This window comes from Bradyrhizobium australafricanum (assembly GCF_020329495.1).
GTDB classification, from domain to species: Bacteria; Pseudomonadota; Alphaproteobacteria; order Rhizobiales; family Xanthobacteraceae; genus Bradyrhizobium; species Bradyrhizobium australafricanum.
In genome coordinates this window covers 141,433-157,254 of record NZ_JAGKJL010000007.1, presented here as the reverse complement: position 1 = coordinate 157,254, position 15,822 = coordinate 141,433, and the positions used below count along the sequence as shown (strand labels likewise).

11 protein-coding genes are annotated in these 15,822 nt (G+C 65.3%); 5 read left to right on the top strand and 6 right to left on the bottom strand.

What is annotated here, in order from left to right; translation table 11 throughout:
* Positions 1-325 precede the first annotated feature (325 nt).
* A complete protein-coding gene (locus J6525_RS09115; protein WP_225643746.1) occupies positions 326-2,998 on the top strand; it encodes a flavin-containing monooxygenase in 2,673 nt (890 codons plus the stop codon).
* Positions 2,999-3,180: 182 nt separating this feature from the next.
* Here J6525_RS09115 and J6525_RS09110 read toward each other — a convergent pair whose 3' ends face one another.
* Entirely contained in the window at positions 3,181-4,023 is an 843-nt protein-coding gene (locus tag J6525_RS09110) for a GNAT family N-acetyltransferase (protein ID WP_225643743.1), read from the bottom strand.
* A gap of 268 nt (positions 4,024-4,291) precedes the next feature.
* A complete protein-coding gene (locus J6525_RS09105; protein ID WP_038383067.1) occupies positions 4,292-4,933 on the bottom strand; it encodes a TetR/AcrR family transcriptional regulator in 642 nt (213 codons plus the stop codon).
* A gap of 188 nt (positions 4,934-5,121) precedes the next feature.
* On the opposite strand from J6525_RS09105, the gene J6525_RS09100 reads away from it, so the two are divergent.
* From J6525_RS09100 to J6525_RS09090, 3 genes are all read left to right on the top strand, one after another.
* Entirely contained in the window at positions 5,122-6,408 is a 1,287-nt protein-coding gene (locus J6525_RS09100) for an HlyD family secretion protein (protein WP_225643741.1), read from the top strand.
* 47 nt (positions 6,409-6,455) lie between these two features.
* Positions 6,456-8,045, top strand: a complete 1,590-nt coding sequence (locus J6525_RS09095) for a DHA2 family efflux MFS transporter permease subunit (RefSeq protein ID WP_225643739.1) — start codon at positions 6,456-6,458, stop codon at positions 8,043-8,045.
* A 506-nt stretch (positions 8,046-8,551) separates the two neighbouring features.
* Positions 8,552-10,351, top strand: coding sequence for an ABC transporter ATP-binding protein (locus J6525_RS09090; RefSeq protein WP_225643737.1), 1,800 nt, complete (start codon positions 8,552-8,554; stop codon positions 10,349-10,351).
* Positions 10,352-10,415: 64 nt separating this feature from the next.
* On the opposite strand, the gene J6525_RS09085 is transcribed toward J6525_RS09090, so the two are convergent.
* Positions 10,416-11,159 (bottom strand): sulfite exporter TauE/SafE family protein, encoded by a 744-nt coding sequence (locus J6525_RS09085; protein ID WP_018273026.1) that lies wholly within the window; start codon positions 11,157-11,159, stop codon positions 10,416-10,418.
* 105 nt (positions 11,160-11,264) lie between these two features.
* Here J6525_RS09085 and J6525_RS09080 point away from each other — a divergent pair, with 105 nt between their 5' ends.
* The gene (locus J6525_RS09080) at positions 11,265-11,981 is read left to right on the top strand and encodes an alpha/beta fold hydrolase (protein ID WP_225643735.1); all 717 of its coding nucleotides are present in this window, start codon (positions 11,265-11,267) and stop codon (positions 11,979-11,981) included.
* Positions 11,982-12,113: 132 nt separating this feature from the next.
* Here J6525_RS09080 and J6525_RS09075 read toward each other — a convergent pair whose 3' ends face one another.
* The 3 genes from J6525_RS09075 to J6525_RS09065 all read right to left on the bottom strand — a co-directional run bounded on the left by J6525_RS09075 (position 12,114) and on the right by J6525_RS09065 (position 15,768).
* Entirely contained in the window at positions 12,114-14,621 is a 2,508-nt protein-coding gene (locus J6525_RS09075) for an arylsulfatase (protein ID WP_225643733.1), read from the bottom strand.
* Positions 14,622-14,877: 256 nt separating this feature from the next.
* The gene (locus J6525_RS09070) at positions 14,878-15,405 is read right to left on the bottom strand and encodes a hypothetical protein (protein WP_225643731.1); all 528 of its coding nucleotides are present in this window, start codon (positions 15,403-15,405) and stop codon (positions 14,878-14,880) included.
* A gap of 183 nt (positions 15,406-15,588) precedes the next feature.
* Positions 15,589-15,768: a hypothetical protein gene (locus tag J6525_RS09065; RefSeq protein WP_225643729.1), complete on the bottom strand. Its 180-nt coding sequence runs from the start codon at positions 15,766-15,768 to the stop codon at positions 15,589-15,591.
* Positions 15,769-15,822 lie beyond the last annotated feature (54 nt).

The following is a 15,822-nucleotide window of genomic DNA, read 5'->3' as shown; positions in this document are numbered from 1 at the left end:
AAGCGGCACCAAATATTCGGTGTCGTCCCGGCGAAAGCCGGGACCCATAACCACCGACGGTTATCGTTGCGGGTCGGTGAAATGACGAGTCCCGTCCACAACATCCGCCGCGGAGTATGGGTCCCGGCTTTCGCCGGGACGACATCAAAGTGTGCGGCGCCGTTCGTACCGCGTTGCGTCGTCACCAGTTGCGTCTACGCGCTGCGCGGCGCGCTCCAGGCCGCGGGCGTCACAATTGCGGCGACCTCTGATTGCGTTTGTCGTGATGACAAACTGAAGGCGCAGGGCTAGCCTTCCGTCAAATCAAAACATACGGAGGAATGGCATGCCAGACGCAGCAGTTGCAGCACGCGCTTCAGACTCCACGCAGAGCGGAACCACGCAGCAGGTCGACGTTGCGGTGGTTGGCGCCGGCTTCGCCGGACTTTACCTGCTGCATCGGTTGCGCAAGGCGGGCTTCTCGGCGATCGCGCTCGAAGAGGGCGCCGACGTCGGCGGCACCTGGTACTGGAATCGTTATCCCGGCGCGCGCTGCGACATCCAGACCATCGACTACAGCTACACCTTCGATCCCGAGCTCGATCAGGCCTGGACCTGGTCGGAGAAATACGCGACCCAGCCGGAAATCCTGCGCTATCTCGGCTTCGTCGCCGACCGCTACGATCTGCGTCGCGACATCAGGTTCGGCACCAAGGTCACGCAGGCGACCTGGAATGATGCGACCTCGCGCTGGCAGATCTCGACCAACAACGGCGCCAACGTCTCGTGCCGCTACTACATCATGGCGACCGGCTGCCTGTCGTCGCCGAAGCCGCCGGAGATCGACGGCGTCAAGGACTTCAAGGGCGAGATCTATTTCACCGGCCGCTGGCCGCATCAGGGCGTCGATCTCAAGGGCAAGCGCGTTGCCGTGATCGGCACCGGATCGTCGGGCATTCAGTCGATTCCCTTGATCGCCGAGCAGGCCGCGCAGCTCACCGTGTTCCAGCGCACGCCGAACTTCGCGCTGCCTGCGGGCAACGGCCCGGCGCCGGAGGATCGCAAGACCTATTTCGAGAGCGACCGCGCCGCCTATCGCGACCAGGCGCGCTGGTCGATGGCCGGCGTGCCCTATCCGCAGCAGACCGTGGTGAGCTGGCAATTGAGCGACGCCGAGCGCCGCGAGCGGTTCGAGAAGGCGTGGGCAGCGGGCGACCTCGTCCACATCCTGACCCAGCTCTGGGCCGACCAGGCGGTCGATGTCGACGGCAACAGACTGGTCGCCGACCTGATCCGCGAGAAGATCGGCGCCGTGGTCAAGGATCCGGAGACGGCGGCGGCGCTGGCCCCGCACGATCATCCGTTCGGCGCCAAGCGTCCCTGCCTCGATACCAATTACTACGCGACCTACAACCGTCCCAACGTGACGCTGGTGAATCTGCGGCAGGAGCCGATCAAGGGGATCACCACCAGCGGCATCTTCACCAACGGACGCAAGTTCGACGTCGACGTCATCGTGTTCGCCACCGGCTTCGACGCGATGACCGGGGCGATCATGGCGGTGCATCCGATCTCCGGCCGTGGCGGCAAGTCGCTGTCGGATGTCTGGGCGCACGGACCGCAGACCTATCTCGGCGTCACCGTCGCGGGCTTCCCCAATCTGTTCATGATCACCGGCCCCGGCAGCCCGTCGGTGCTGTCGAACATGGCTGTCTCGATCGAGCAGCATGTCGATTGGGTGGTCGAGCGGATCGCCGCGCTGCGCGACGCCGGCTTCACCACGATGGAAGCGACCGAGACCGCGCAGGCCGGCTGGGAACGGCACATGGCCGACTGCGCGACGCTGACGCTGCACCGGCTCGCCAACACCTGGTACACGGGCGCCAACGTGCCCGGCAAGCCGCAAGGCGTGATGCCTTATACGGGCGGCGTCGGCCCGTATCGCAGCATCTGCAACGAGGTGGTCGGCCGCGGCATGCTCGGCTTCAAGCTCTCGGGTCCCGGCGTTGCCGAGCAGTGCAATGACGGCGAGATCGTGCGCCTGCAGCCGGATGTGCGGCTGGTGCTGAACCTGCTCGGCGAGATGAACCTGCCGCCGCTCGAGACGATGGGGGCGCAGGGCGCGCGCGACTTCCTCACCGAATTCAACAAGGGCCGCCCCTTTGGCCGTCCGGTCGGCGAGGTCGGCGGCGGCATGCTGCAGGGCGCGGACGGTCCGTTGCCGTACAAGCTGTACCGGCCGGCGACGCCGGGGCCGCATCCGATCGTGGTGTATTTCCACGGCGGCGGCTGGGTGCTCGGCGACGAGATGTCGGACGATCCGTTCTGCCGCGACCTGTGCCGGCGCGCCGGCATGGTCGTCGTCAGCGTCGGCTATCGCCACGCGCCCGAGCATCGCTTCCCGGCCGCGGCCGAGGACGGTTTTGCCGCGACGCGCTGGATCGCGGCCCATAGCGCCGAGCTCGGCGGCAGGGCAGGGCCGCTGCTGGTCGCGGGCTGGAGCGCCGGCGGCAACATCGCGGCCGTCACCTGCCAGCTGGCGCGCGATCGCGGCGGGCCCGAGATCGCGGGCCAGCTCCTGATCTGTCCGGTCACCGATTCCACGTTCGACCGGCCGTCCTATGTCGACAACGCGACCGGCTATTTCCTGACCCGCGGGCTGATGTACTGGTTCTGGGACCTGTACTGCTCGCCGGCCGACCGCACCGACCCGCGCGTCGCGCCGCTGCGCGGCAAGCTCGAAGGCCTTCCGCCGGCGTTCATCGCGACCAGCGAGTTCGATCCGCTGCGCGACGAGGGCATCGCCTATGGCGACGCACTCGCCAAGGCCGGCGTCAAGGTCGAGCAGCTCAAGGCGCAGGGCCACTTCCACTCGTCGTTCGTGATGGTCGACGTCATCATCACCGGCGTTGCCGGCCGCGTGAAGATGGCGAAGGCGCTGCGGCGCTTCGCCGGCCTGCCCGAGGAGGTCGAGCAGGACAACGTCGCTACGCCGGAGGTCAACGCGGCGGCGAACTAGCTCGGGTTTGAATTGCAGCCGCGCTCCCTCTCCCGCTTGCGGGCACTTGCGGGGGAGGCGCGTTGCGAAAATATCGAAAACAACCCCATGCAAAGGAGCCGGCGGTGGCAGGCGTTCGACCTAGCCACTTGACACGTCGGGCAACTCACGGATATATTTCTAATATCCCGAAATATCTCGCGCTAACCGAGCTCGAACGTCGTGACGCCGAACACGCGATCGATCCGGAGTGGCGGGATCGTGCCGGTATACATCCGCGCGGTCTCGAACACCGGTGACAGCCCGAGGTCTTGCGCCAGCGCGACGGCGTCGCGGTTGACCGCGGGGACATCGAGGAAGACCTCGCCGCTGCCCGCGCTCGCGAGCAATGCCGCGACAACGGCCTCGGCACCGGCACGGTCATCGGCAACCAGCGGACCGATCTTGCGGCCGGTCCGGCAGGGGCGGATCACGCCCCAGCCGGCCAGCCTGCCGTCGCGCATCAGCGCGCGCCCGACATGTCCTGACGTGTTGATCCAGGCGCGCAGGAAGGCCGGCCGCGGTGCGGGAAACACCGTGGCGTCATCGGCCTCGATCAGCGCCATCGGCAGATCGGTCAGCGCGACGGTGCCGTCGCTCGGCGCGGATGGTGCGGCGACAGTGCCGCCATAGCGCACATTGGCGTAGGCGAGCGCGAAGCCGGACTTCTGGTAGTTCGCCTGTTGCGCCACCACGCCATCGAGCCCGATCACGCGCGGGCGCGCATGCGCGATGGCCGCATTCCAGATATTCAGGCCATGGCCGCGGCCGCGCAGATCCGGACGCACGATGTAGAAGCCCAGAAAGGAAAATTGCGCGCCGTAATTGACGCAGGAGATCACCGCGGCAGGCGCGCCATCGAGCTCGCCGATGAAGAAGCCCTGCGGGTCCTCGGCGGCAAAGCAGGGCGCATCGGCGAGACCGGGATTCCATCCCTCCCCGGCGGCCCAGTCCACCGCGAGCGCGATCTCGTCCGGCTGCATCTGTCGGATGGTGAGGTCGTTCATGGTCGATCGCCTCGTCGTGCTGGAGTTATTGATCGTGCACATCGACGGCTGGAGAACAATACCCCCCGTGACAATCTAAAGAACCTACGTCCGTCATGTTGATGAGGCTGCCAACGGGTCCGCGCAAAGCGCGGCCCGATGATAAACTCTTCGGCCGTCTCCAAGTACGACGGCCACCAGCCGGGCCGCGCATGCTTCGAGGCTCGCTACGCGAGCACCTCAGCATGACGGGATGAAGAGCGCGCTGGTCCGCGATGAGACGTCGATCTCACCCGGCCTTCGGCCGGTACGCCGCGAAGAACACGCGCGTCGCGCTGTCGACGACGGTTGCGATCCGCTCCGGCGAGGGCGACGGCCTGGCCTGGAAGATGAATGCCTGGAACAGCGTCGCCTGGCACATCTGCATGAATTGCCAGGCCGCGAGCTGGTAGTCGTCGATCACCAGCTCGCCGAGCGCGGCGCGCGCCTCGAGATAGGCGGCGAAGCGGTCGACGGTGTGGGCGATGACGTGGGTGTAGAACCGGCTGCCGAGCTCGGGCATCCGCTCGGCGATCGCCATCACGGTGCGGATCGCCGAGCCGCCGCCGGGCCGGCACAACACCGCGACATAGGCGCGGCCGAATTCGGGGAGGGTGGTGTCGACGTCGCGCGCCGGATCGAAATTGAAGGCGACCTTGCCCTGCTCGAGCTTTTCCTCCTCGACGATCGCCGCGAACAGCCCGGCCTTGTCGGGGAAATAGACGTAGAGCGTGCCCTTGGAGACGCCGGCAGCGCGCGCGATCTCGCCCATGCTCGCGCCGTCAAAGCCGAGCTCCAGGAATACCTTACGGGCGCCGTCCAGGATCTGGCGGCGTTTCGACGATTCCTCCTCGCCGACGGACTGGAGGGAGGTTCGGGGCGCTGCAACCATTGATTTAGCTTCTCGGGAAAGAACTCAACCCAAAGTAGGAAAGGGAAGAATCGAAGCTTTATAATCTAGCGGGCGGGAATATAGATTGACCGAACCGTTCGGTCAATGGTATCTTGGGAGTGACGATGCGCCGCACGGCCCTTATTCCGCCATCGCGCGCGTCAAGATTTTTGTGGGGAGCCTCGGCCATGGCCGCAACACGGGATCAGGCTGCACGCATTGTTCGTTCCGAGCCTGAGATGGCCGAGGACGCGATCGCGCGCGATGCATCCGCCGATCTCGGCGAGCAGGGCCGGGCTGAAGAAGCCAAGCGTCCCGCGGAGGCGCCGCCCGCGTCTGCGCCCGAGCAGCCCGCGGCTTCGCCCGCTGCGGCGCCGGCGCCGAAATCCGGCAAGCGCAAATTCGTGATGATGGGCGTGGTCGGCCTGCTCGCGCTCGCTGCCGCGGGCTATGCCGCCTATTACCTGATGGTCGGGCGCTTCTACGTCTCGACCGACGATGCCTATGTCCGCGCCAACAACTCCATGCTCGGCGCGCGCGTCGCGGGCCATATCGCGGCGATCCTGCCCGGCGACAACGCGCTGGTGCGCGCAGGCGACGTGATCTTCCGGATCGATGACGGCGACTACCGTATCGCGGTTGACGCCGCGCGCACCCGGATCGCGACCCAGCAGGCGACGATCGAGCGCATCGGCCGCCAGGTTGCCGCGGCGGCGAGCTCGGTCGAGCAGGCGCAGGCCCAGCTCGTGTCCGCCCAGGCCGGTCTGAAGCGCGCCGATCTCGATTTCGACCGCCAGCAGGCGCTCAGCACCAAGGGTTTTGCTTCGCGTGCCACCTTTGAGGTCTCGGAGGCCGGCCGCGATCAGGGCGCGGCCAGCGTGCGATCCGCGCAGGCGGCCTATGATGCGGCCAAGGACAATGTCGAGGTGACCAAGGCGCAGCAGGCCGAGGCCCGCGCCCAGCTCGCCGAATTGCAGACCCAGCTCGCCAAGGCCGAGCGCGATCTCGAATTCACGAACGTCCGCGCGCCGGTCGACGGCACCTTCTCCAACCGCCTGGTCAACACCGGCGACTACATCAATGTCGGCCAGCGGCTCGGCAATGTGGTGCCGCTCGACGGCGTCTACATCGACGCCAACTATAAAGAGACCCAGCTCAAGCGCATCCGCACCGGACAGCGGGTGACGATCAAGGTCGACGCCTACGGCTTCCGCAAGTTCACCGGCCTCGTCGACAGCATTTCGCCGGCGGCGGGCTCGGTGTTCACGCTGCTGCCGCCCGACAACGCCACCGGCAACTTCACCAAGATCGTGCAGCGCCTGCCGGTCCGCATCCGCGTGCCTGCCAGCGTCGCCAGGCAGGGCCTCTTGCGCGCCGGCATGTCGGTCTACACCACCGTCGACACCCGCGAGGGCGCGGCCGATGCCGACGCCGAAACCGATCTCGACGCACCGCTGATGATCCATCCGCAGTGATGTCTTGAAGCTTCGGACAGAGTCCGAGGCTCGGAGCCGATGAGCCCATGGCTGATACGACCACTGCTTCGCCCTCGATGATGACCGGCGCCTCGGAGTCCGAGCGCATCCAGCCGAAGCGGCTGGTTGCCTTCATCATCATGGTGTTCGGCATGTTCATGTCGATCCTCGACATCCAGATCGTCTCGGCCTCGCTGTCCGAGATCCAGGCCGGCCTGTCGGCATCTTCGACCGAAGTGTCGTGGGTGCAGACCGCCTATCTGATCGCCGAAGTGATCGCGATTCCCTTGTCCGGATTCCTGTCGCGCGCGCTCGGCACGCGGCTGTTGTTTGCGATCTCGGCGTTCGGCTTCACCGCCTCGAGCCTGCTGTGCGGCTTCGCCTCCTCGATCGAGCAGATGATCCTGTGGCGCGCGCTGCAGGGCTTTCTCGGCGCCGGCATGATCCCGACGGTGTTCGCCTCGGCCTACACGATCTTCCCGCGCACCAAGTTCCACATCGTGGCGCCGATCATCGGCCTCGTCGCGACGCTGGCGCCGACCGTTGGCCCAACCGTCGGTGGCTACATCACCGACCTGATGTCGTGGCACTGGCTGTTCTTCATCAACATCGTCCCCGGCGTCATCATCACGGCAGGCGTGCTGGCGCTGGTCGATTTCGACCAGCCGAACTTCGCGCTGCTCGAGCGCTTCGACTGGTGGGGCCTGATCTTCATGGCCGGCTTCCTCGGCTCGCTCGAATATGTGCTGGAGGAGGGTCCGCAATATGAGTGGCTGCAGGACACCTCGGTCGCGGTCTGCGCCGCGATCGGCTTCGTCTCGGCGGTCGCGTTCTTCTGGCGCGTCTTGACCGCGGAGGAGCCGATCGTCGATCTCTACGCCTTCAGTAACCGCAACTTCGCGGTCGGCTGCGTGCTGCAGTTCTGCATCGGCATCGGGCTCTATGGCCTGACTTATGTCTATCCGCGCTATCTCGCGGAGGTTCGCGGCTACAGCGCGCTGATGATCGGAGAGACCATGTTCGTCTCCGGCGTCACCATGTTCTTCATGGCGCCGGTGGTCGGGCGGCTGATGCAGAAGGTCGATTTGCGCTACATCATCGCCGTCGGCCTCGTGACCTTCGCGCTCGGCTCCTGGCAGATGACCTGGATCACCCGCGACTATGATTTCTACGAGCTGCTGCTGCCGCAGATCCTGCGCGGCATCGGCATGATGTGCGCGATGGTGCCGACCAACAACATCGCGCTCGCGACGTTGCCGCAGGATCGCGTCAAGAACGCTTCCGGCCTGTTCAATCTGATGCGCAACCTCGGCGGCGCGGTGGGGCTCGCCGTCATCAACGAGGTGCTCAACGACCGCACCGATCTGCACATCTCGCGGCTGCATGACCGCGTGACCTGGGGCAACACCACCGCGGTCGAGACCCTCAACATGTTCACCCAGCGCATGCAGGGCATGGGCGATTCCGCCGTCATGGCGATGAAGCAGCTCTCGCAGATCGTGCACCGTCAGGCAGCGGTGATGGGCTATGGCGATGCCTTCTTCATGCTGTCGCTGTTCTATGTCGCGCTCAGCCTTCTGGTGCTGTTCGTCAACAAGCCGCCGTCGATGACCGCGAGCGGCGGCGACGCGCATTAGGTGGTGTCATTTGTTCTTCGTAGCCCGCATGAGCGAAGCGACATGCGGGACCGATCTCAGCAGTTCATCACTGAGCGTGACGCGGCCCCGGATATCGCTTCGCTCATCCGGGCTACGAACGTGTGCCGTTGTCGCCGGGCTGAGTGCATCGCATCGGCGCGCGGGCTGCGCCCGGTCGCGTGAATAGCTGATATCGCCGACACATTGACGCACTCACGCCGATGTTACCTTGCCAATCACGCGTGATGCATTTATAAGCAGCGCTTCCTTACTCGAACCGGGGAGATGCGCATGAAGTCGCTTATTTCGCAGATCGCGCGCCCGCGTTCGACGGTGCTGGACGCCTTTACGCGTTAGCTCCCGGCGCTGATCGGGCCTGATCCCCGATCATCAAAACGTCCCAACAATTTATCGACAATTTCCAGCGGCGCTCGCGGCCGGATTCTGCCCGCACGTCGCCTCAGATGGAGCCGGCACGCGCTGCAAAAGCGTGGCCGGAATGTGCCATGACCTCTCTGACGACCAAGCGGCCGGCCGCGATCCGGATCGTGCTTCCCTTTGTCTTCCGCCATTGGCTGGAACAGCCGCTGCGTGCCTCCGCGGTGACGGCCGGATTCCTCGGCGCAACCGCCGCCGACCTGTTCATGCCGGTGTTTTCCGGCCATCTGGTCGACGCGCTGACCGCGGGCGCCACCGATGCGGCCGCGCGCCATGCGGCGATGCTGGCGTTCGGCGCCATCGTCGGCCTCGGCGCGCTGTCGCTGGTGCTGCGGCTGGTCGGCATCCAGACCATCGTGCCGTTCACGCTGAAGACGATGTCCGATGTCGGGCAGCAGGCCTTCATGCGGGTGCAGCGCTTCTCGACCGACTGGCACGCCAATTCGTTCGCCGGCTCCACCGTGCGCAAGATCACGCGCGGCATGTGGGCGCTCGATTTGCTGAACGACACCATCCTGATGGCGCTGCTGCCGTCGGTCGTGGTGCTGGTCGGCTCGATGATCCTGCTCGGCGTGCATTGGCCGCAGCTCGGCGCGGTGATCGCGGTCGGCTCGGTGATCTATGTCGCGATGACCATGGTGTTCCAGGTGCGCTACGTGGCGCCTGCCGCGCGCGTTTCCAATGCGTGGGACACCAAGGTCGGCGGCACGCTGGCCGACGCCTTGACCTGCAACGCGGTGGTGAAGTCGTTCGGTGCGGAGACGCGCGAGGACATGCGGCTCGACGGCGTCATCAGCCGCTGGCGCCGGCGGGTGCGGCGGACCTGGTTCCGTTACAACCATACCTCGACGGCGCAGCTCGTGGTGCTGCTGTGCTTCCGCGCCTCGGTGATCGGCGGTGCGATCCTGCTGTGGGCGCAGGGCCGTGCCACGCCGGGCGACGTCACCTATGTGCTGACCAGCTACTACATCATCCACGCCTATCTGCGCGATGTCGGCATGCACATCAACAACCTGCAGCGTTCGGTGAACGACATGGAGGAACTGGTGCAGATCCATGGCGAGCCGCTCGGCATTGTCGATGCGGATGATGCTGGGACGATCGACATCCAGGGCGGCCGCATCGTGTTCGACGACGTCACGTTCCACTATGGCGGACATCGCCGGCCGCTCTATGACGGGCTGTCGGTCGACATCGACGCCGGCGAGCGCGTCGGCCTGGTCGGGCGCTCCGGCTCCGGCAAGACGACCTTCGTCAAGCTGGTGCAGCGGCTCTACGACGTCTCCGGCGGCCGGATCCTGATCGACGGTCAGGACATCGCCAGGGCGACGCAGCAATCGCTGCGCAGCCAGATCGCGATCGTGCAGCAGGAGCCGATCCTGTTCCACCGCACGCTGGCGGAGAACATCGCCTATGGCCGGCCGGGCGCCGGCATGGAGGCGATCGAGCAGGCGGCGCGGCTTGCCAATGCGCACGACTTCATCATGCGGCTGCCGAAGGGTTACGGCACGCTGGTGGGCGAGCGCGGCGTCAAGCTGTCGGGCGGCGAGCGGCAGCGCGTGGCGCTGGCACGCGCCTTCCTGGCGGACGCGCCGATCCTGATCCTGGACGAGGCGACCTCGAGCCTCGATTCGGAATCCGAGGCGCTGATCCAGCAGGCGATGGAACGGCTGATGAAGGGCCGCACCTCGATCGTGATCGCGCACCGGCTGTCGACCGTGCGCAGCATGGATCGCATCCTGGTGTTCGACCGCGGCGAGATCGTCGAGCAGGGCACGCATGAGGTGCTGGCCGCGCGTCCCGGCGGCATCTATCGCGGTCTGTTCGAGCGCCAGGCGACCGAGTTCGGCCAAGCCGCGGCGGAGTGAGATGGCGCATGGCTGGAGCGTCGGTTCTGATTGGATCAGAACCGACGCTCTCGCAGCGCCCGCGCTATTTCGGCGCCAGCCCGTTCCACACCAGCGCGACGCCGGACAGGAACAGCAACAGCAGCACGACGTCGGAGAAATTGCGGTCGCTGAGCGCGTGATAGAGCCGCGCGCCGAGCCAGGCGCCGAGCAGCGTCCCCGGAAACGCGCACGCCACCAGCCAGATCAGCTCGGGCTTCACCAGGCCGCTTGCGATCTGCACGCAAAGCGCGGCCGCCAGGATTGTGAAGTTGAAGATCTGGAACACGCCGCGGCGCTGCTGCTTGCCCCAGCCGCGCACGCTGGCCCACAGAATCGGCAGCGGGCCGGACAGTCCGGCGAGGCCGCCGAGGATGCCGCCGGCAAATCCGATCGCGCCGTCGGCCCATTTGCCGCCGAAGGCGATCGACATCGGCTTGCGTTGCAGGAACAACGCGGTCGGAAACACCAGCAGGAAGACGCCGATCGTCAGCTTGAAGACCTCGGGGTCGGCCCGCGCGATCAGCAGGATGCCGATCGGCACGCCCGCGAGGCCTGCGATGACGAACGGCCAGACCAGGCGGAAATCGATGCTCTTCCAGATCGACGGCAGCGTCGAGAGCTGCGCGATGACCGAGCAGACCAGCACCAGCGGCACCGCGAGTGTCGGCGGCAGCACATAGAGCCAGATGCCGAGCGCCATCAGCGCCGTGCCGAAGCCGGCAAGGCCGGAGACGAAACCGCCGGCAAGCGCGCCGAAGAACAGGATCGCATAGCTTGCCGGGGTCATCCTCATCTCGTTCTTATGATCGTTGCCGGGACGTTTACACGACGCCAGCTGTCGGTACACTTCAAAATCCCGGCTCATCAACGATAATCGGAACGGAAGCATCCCATGACGGCGAACTCGCAAAAAACCTTTCTGGTCTGTCACGGCGCCTGGTCGGCAGGCTGGGCATGGAAGAAGATGCATCCCCTGATGCAAGCCGCCGGACATCGGCTGGTCACGCCGAGCTACACCGGGCTTGGCGAGCGCGCGCATCTTGCGCATCAAGGACTCGACCTCGAGGCGCATATCCAGGATGTGCTCAGCGTCATCAGTTACGAGGACCTGCACGACATCGTGCTGATCGGGCACTCCTATGGCGGCATGGTCGCGACCGGCGTCGCCGACCGGGTGCGCGAGCGCATCGCGCAGATGATCTATATCGACGCCTTCGTGCCGCGCGACGGCCAGTCGCTGTTCGATCTCAACGAATCGGCGATCGAGACCATGCGTGAGTTCGCGAGCGACGGCGACGGCTGGCGTATTCCGCCGATGCCGGTGCCGCCGGACACGTCGCCCGCTGACGTCGCATGGCTGAGCGCGCGGCGCGTCGACATGCCGATCAAATGCTTCGAGCAGAAATTGCGGTTGAAGCACGGCGAGACCAGCCTGCCGCGCAGCTACATCTACGCCACCCGCACGACGCAGGCCGACACGTTCGGCCAGTTCGCCCGGCGCATCAGGCACGAAGCCGGCTGGCGCTATTTCGAGATCGACGCCAGCCACTCGCCGAACGTCACCGCGCCGGAGGCGCTGATGGCGATGCTCATGGAGATTGCCGCCTAGCCGGGGCGATGCCAAACATCGCACCCGGCATCCCGAGCTTCGCGGCGCATTGCTCTCGAAAACGCCGCGGCGTCGTGGACAGAAGGTGCGGGCTCTTCGCCATGTGGCGCGGCCCGCACGCATGCCCTGCGATCAGTCGGCGTTGGCCTTTTCCTGCATCGCCGCCTGCAGTTTCTTGATGTCCGCGGGCGTGAGTTGCGGCCGGTCGACCTTGATCGTGAGTTTGTTGAGCTTGGCCGTCAACGGGAATGGAGGCTTGTAGTCTGCATCGTTCACGCCCGTGAGCGTGTCGGAGCCGATGTCGAAGCTCTCATCCCACTGGAGGATCATCGGCAGCGTCTTCTCCATCTTCTGGCTGGCAACCGCCTTGCCGTCGACCTTCAGCGTGCCGGTGCCGGGCTGAGCGAGGCCGCTGAAATCGTTGTACGCGAGCGTGCCGGCACCAATGCCGTCGTATTTGAAATCGAACTCAACCGTGTGTTGGCCCGGCGACAGCGCATCAGGGCCCTCCCACCTGATGCGTTCGAGATCGACCATGTTCCAGAGGAAGACCGGTTTGCCCTGCAGCAGGTAGAAGCCATAGCCGGCGAAGCGGCCTCCCGAAGTCAAGATCATGCCTTCGGCGCCGCCCTGCGGCACATCAATGTCCGCGGTGATCGTGTACGAGGTATTGAGCAGCGCGGGCGAATCCCCCTGCGGCAATCCCGTCATCGGCCGCGTGTACACGAACTCCTTGCGGCCGGCGGTGATGTTCGGGCGCGGTGCCACGATGCGGGCCGCGACTGAAGCATCAAGCGGGAAGACTTGGTACTTCCTGGCTTCGGAAACGAACTTCTGCCGCATCGCCTTGACCTTCTGCGGGTTCTGCGCCGCGATGTCCTCGGTCTGGCTGAAGTCGTTGTTCAGATTGTAGAGCTGGAAGACCTGATTGTTGAGCGGATCCGGGTTCGCCGGACCGAACGTCTGCCAGGGCGCGCGGTTGACTTTGGTGGAGAGCATCCAGCCGTCGTCATAGAGAGCCCATTGGCCGAACATCTCGAAGTACTGGGTCTTGTGGCGCGAGGAGGTCTTCGCGTTCGCCGCGTCGAACGTGTAGGCGAAGCTCGTGCCTTCGATCGGAGCCTGCTTGATGCCGTCGACAACTTCGGGCGCGCGGATGCCGGCCGCCTCGAGGACCGTGGGGACGACGTCGATCACATGCACGAACTGCTCGCGCAAGGCTCCCTTGTCCTTGATGCGTGCCGGCCACGACACCACCATGTTCTGGTTGATGCCGCCGAGCCTGGACGCGTTCTGCTTGAACCAGTCGAACGGGGTGTCGAATGCCCACGACCAGCCGGCGGACATGTGGTTGTAGGTCTGTTCAGTGCCCCAAACATCGTAGAACTTCATCTGCACGTCTGCCGGCAGCTCGTTCAGGCCGTTGAAGAACGCAACCTCGTTCGGCGTGCCGAGCGGTCCGCCTTCGGCGCTGGTGCCGTTGTCGCCGTTGATGTAGATGACGAGCGTATTGTCGAGCCGGCCGAGATCCTGGAATTGCTGGATCACGCGGCCAATCTCGTGGTCGCTGTAGGCGGCGTAGGCGGCAAAGACCTCGACCTGGCGGATGAAGAGCTTCTTCTCCACGGGGCTCAACTGGTCCCACGGCTTCAGCATCTCCTTGGGCCATGGTGCGAGCCTGGTGTTCCTGGGAACGACGCCGAGACGCTTCTGGTTCTCGAGGATGCGCTCGCGCAGCTTCTCGTAGCCATCGTCGAACAGATGCATCGCGCTGATCTTGTCGACCCACTCCTTGGTGGGGTGATGCGGCGCGTGGGTGGCGCCGGGCGCGTATTTGATGAAGAGCGGTTTCGACGGATCGGTCTGGTGCATCCGCGTCATCCAATCGATGGCGTCGTCCGCCATCGCGGTGACCAGGTTCCAGGTGCCGGGCGGCTTGCCCTGGAACGGATATATCTGCGTCGTGTTGCGGAAGAGGTTGGGCTCCCACTGGTTGGCGTCGCCGCCGACGAAGCCATAGAAATACTCGAAGCCCATACCGACCGGCCACTGGTCGAACGGGCCGACCTGGCTCGCGGCAAAGGCTGGCGTGTTGTGCTCCTTACCGAACCACGAAGTGCCGTAGCCGTTGTCGAGCAGGATCCGACCGATTGTGGCCTTATCCTTGCCGATAATGCTGTTGTAGCCCGGGAAGCCGGTCGACTGCTCGGAGACCACGCCGAAGCCCGCCGAATGGTGATTGCGTCCGGTGATCAGCGCCGCGCGGGTCGGTGAGCAAAGCGCGGTGGAGAAGACGCGGTTGTAGCGCAGGCCGTCATTGGCGATGCGGTCCATCGCCGGCGTCGGGATGACGCCGCCAAAGGTGCTGGGCACGCCGAAGCCGGCGTCGTCGGTGATGATCAGGAGCACGTTCGGTGCGTCCTTGGGCGGGACGATGCGCGACGGCCACCACGGCTTCGACTGCAGGGCGCCGTCCTTGATGATGCCGCCGAACTTGGGATCGGGTGGCGGAAGCTGCCTTCCGTCGATTGCTGTCGTGGCGCTGGGCGAGCCCGGTGTACCGGTGCCTTGCTGGGCTAGCGCCGACGTGGAGATGAGCAATCCAAGCGTAAGAGCTGACACAGCTTTGGGGCAATGCATGGCGACGCTCCCGATTCAAAAAAATATGGGCAGCGTCACCTGTGATGGCGGTCGCAACATTGATGTACATCAAGCCGGAAAGCGCGGGCGAGGATTGGAGCGATCCCGACCAGGTCAGCGGCATTGACCAATGCCGCTGACACGCCGCGCGCTGTCCGCTTCAGCTGCGACAGGCCGCGCGCAACCGCGACGGCTGGCGTATGCCGCGGGATGCCGATGCCGCGCCGGAATCAATCAGCCGCTTGTTTGCCCGGGATCATGCACCGCGCGCGTCGCGGACGGCTTGAGCGACCTTTGTCGCTTGCGATACGCGTCCGATCTTTGCGCCTGCAATGATCTTTCGTCGGCGTTCGCTCGGCTTCGGCGCCATGCCTTCGCCCGCGGTGGCTCCAGCCGAGGGACGCGTCGTGAAGTTCGCGGCCCGGTGCAGTGCGAGGGCCTTTCGCGCAGCTTCGACATGCGCGGTCCGGGCTGCCAGATTGTGCTGACGCCTCAGCTCCGTGTTGACCCGTTTCAGCGCCGCCGCGAACACCTGCTTACGCTCTGACGCATGCTTGGCGGTTCCTGGAAAGCTCGTGCCGCGAGCCTCGGCCTTTCCGCGGCTCTCTCGCTGCTTTTGTCGGCCGACCGTTCGCTCCTTGTCGCGCATCTTGCGCAAGCGGGGTCGCATGGCCTCGAGCTCGCTCACCTCGACGCCGTAGATGGCCGGATGATGCGTCAGGCGGATTGCTTCATATTCTTCGTGGCTGAGGATGCTGCGTTCGAACTTGCAGGCGACCGACATTCCTATTCCTCCTCTGATCTTCTTGAATCTCGGGGCAGAAGGACACGTCAAGCTCCAGCGGATCATAGCTGCAATGCCGCCAGATGGCCAATCCGCCACTATCCGAACTCGGCCAGCGTTTCGATCGCAGCGATCGATTGTCTTGCTGTGGCGTCAAAGCACAGTGGCTCCTACTTTGGGCTCCTACTTTTCTGCGTCGTCGTCCTTGAGACGAATCCCCTCAGTCCGCAGAGCCGCAAACAGAGCCGCGATATCTTCGGGCTCCATATTGTTGGGGCACATCCCGTTCAGCTGCTCGGTCGTGATCGAGCCGCTTCTCCTGGCGATGTCTCTTGCCTTCGCCATGATCTTCTGAAGGTCCATCTGCGATCCTCCGCGAGGGGCACACTCTACGCCTGCCACCCTATGGATGTCGCC

Excerpts from the sequence above, each read along its gene's own strand:
- J6525_RS09090 (WP_225643737.1), top strand. The coding sequence starts at position 8,552 with ATGACCTCTCTGACGACCAAGCGGCCGGCCGCGATCCGGATCGTGCTT.
- J6525_RS09115 (WP_225643746.1), top strand. The coding sequence starts at position 326 with ATGCCAGACGCAGCAGTTGCAGCACGCGCTTCAGACTCCACGCAGAGC.
- J6525_RS09095 (WP_225643739.1), top strand. The coding sequence starts at position 6,456 with ATGGCTGATACGACCACTGCTTCGCCCTCGATGATGACCGGCGCCTCG.
- J6525_RS09105 (WP_038383067.1), bottom strand. The coding sequence starts at position 4,933 with ATGGTTGCAGCGCCCCGAACCTCCCTCCAGTCCGTCGGCGAGGAGGAA.
- J6525_RS09080 (WP_225643735.1), top strand. The coding sequence starts at position 11,265 with ATGACGGCGAACTCGCAAAAAACCTTTCTGGTCTGTCACGGCGCCTGG.
- J6525_RS09070 (WP_225643731.1), bottom strand. The coding sequence starts at position 15,405 with ATGTCGGTCGCCTGCAAGTTCGAACGCAGCATCCTCAGCCACGAAGAA.
- J6525_RS09065 (WP_225643729.1), bottom strand. The coding sequence starts at position 15,768 with ATGGACCTTCAGAAGATCATGGCGAAGGCAAGAGACATCGCCAGGAGA.
- J6525_RS09085 (WP_018273026.1), bottom strand. The coding sequence starts at position 11,159 with ATGACCCCGGCAAGCTATGCGATCCTGTTCTTCGGCGCGCTTGCCGGC.
- J6525_RS09100 (WP_225643741.1), top strand. The coding sequence starts at position 5,122 with ATGGCCGCAACACGGGATCAGGCTGCACGCATTGTTCGTTCCGAGCCT.
- J6525_RS09110 (WP_225643743.1), bottom strand. The coding sequence starts at position 4,023 with ATGAACGACCTCACCATCCGACAGATGCAGCCGGACGAGATCGCGCTC.
- J6525_RS09075 (WP_225643733.1), bottom strand. The coding sequence starts at position 14,621 with ATGCATTGCCCCAAAGCTGTGTCAGCTCTTACGCTTGGATTGCTCATC.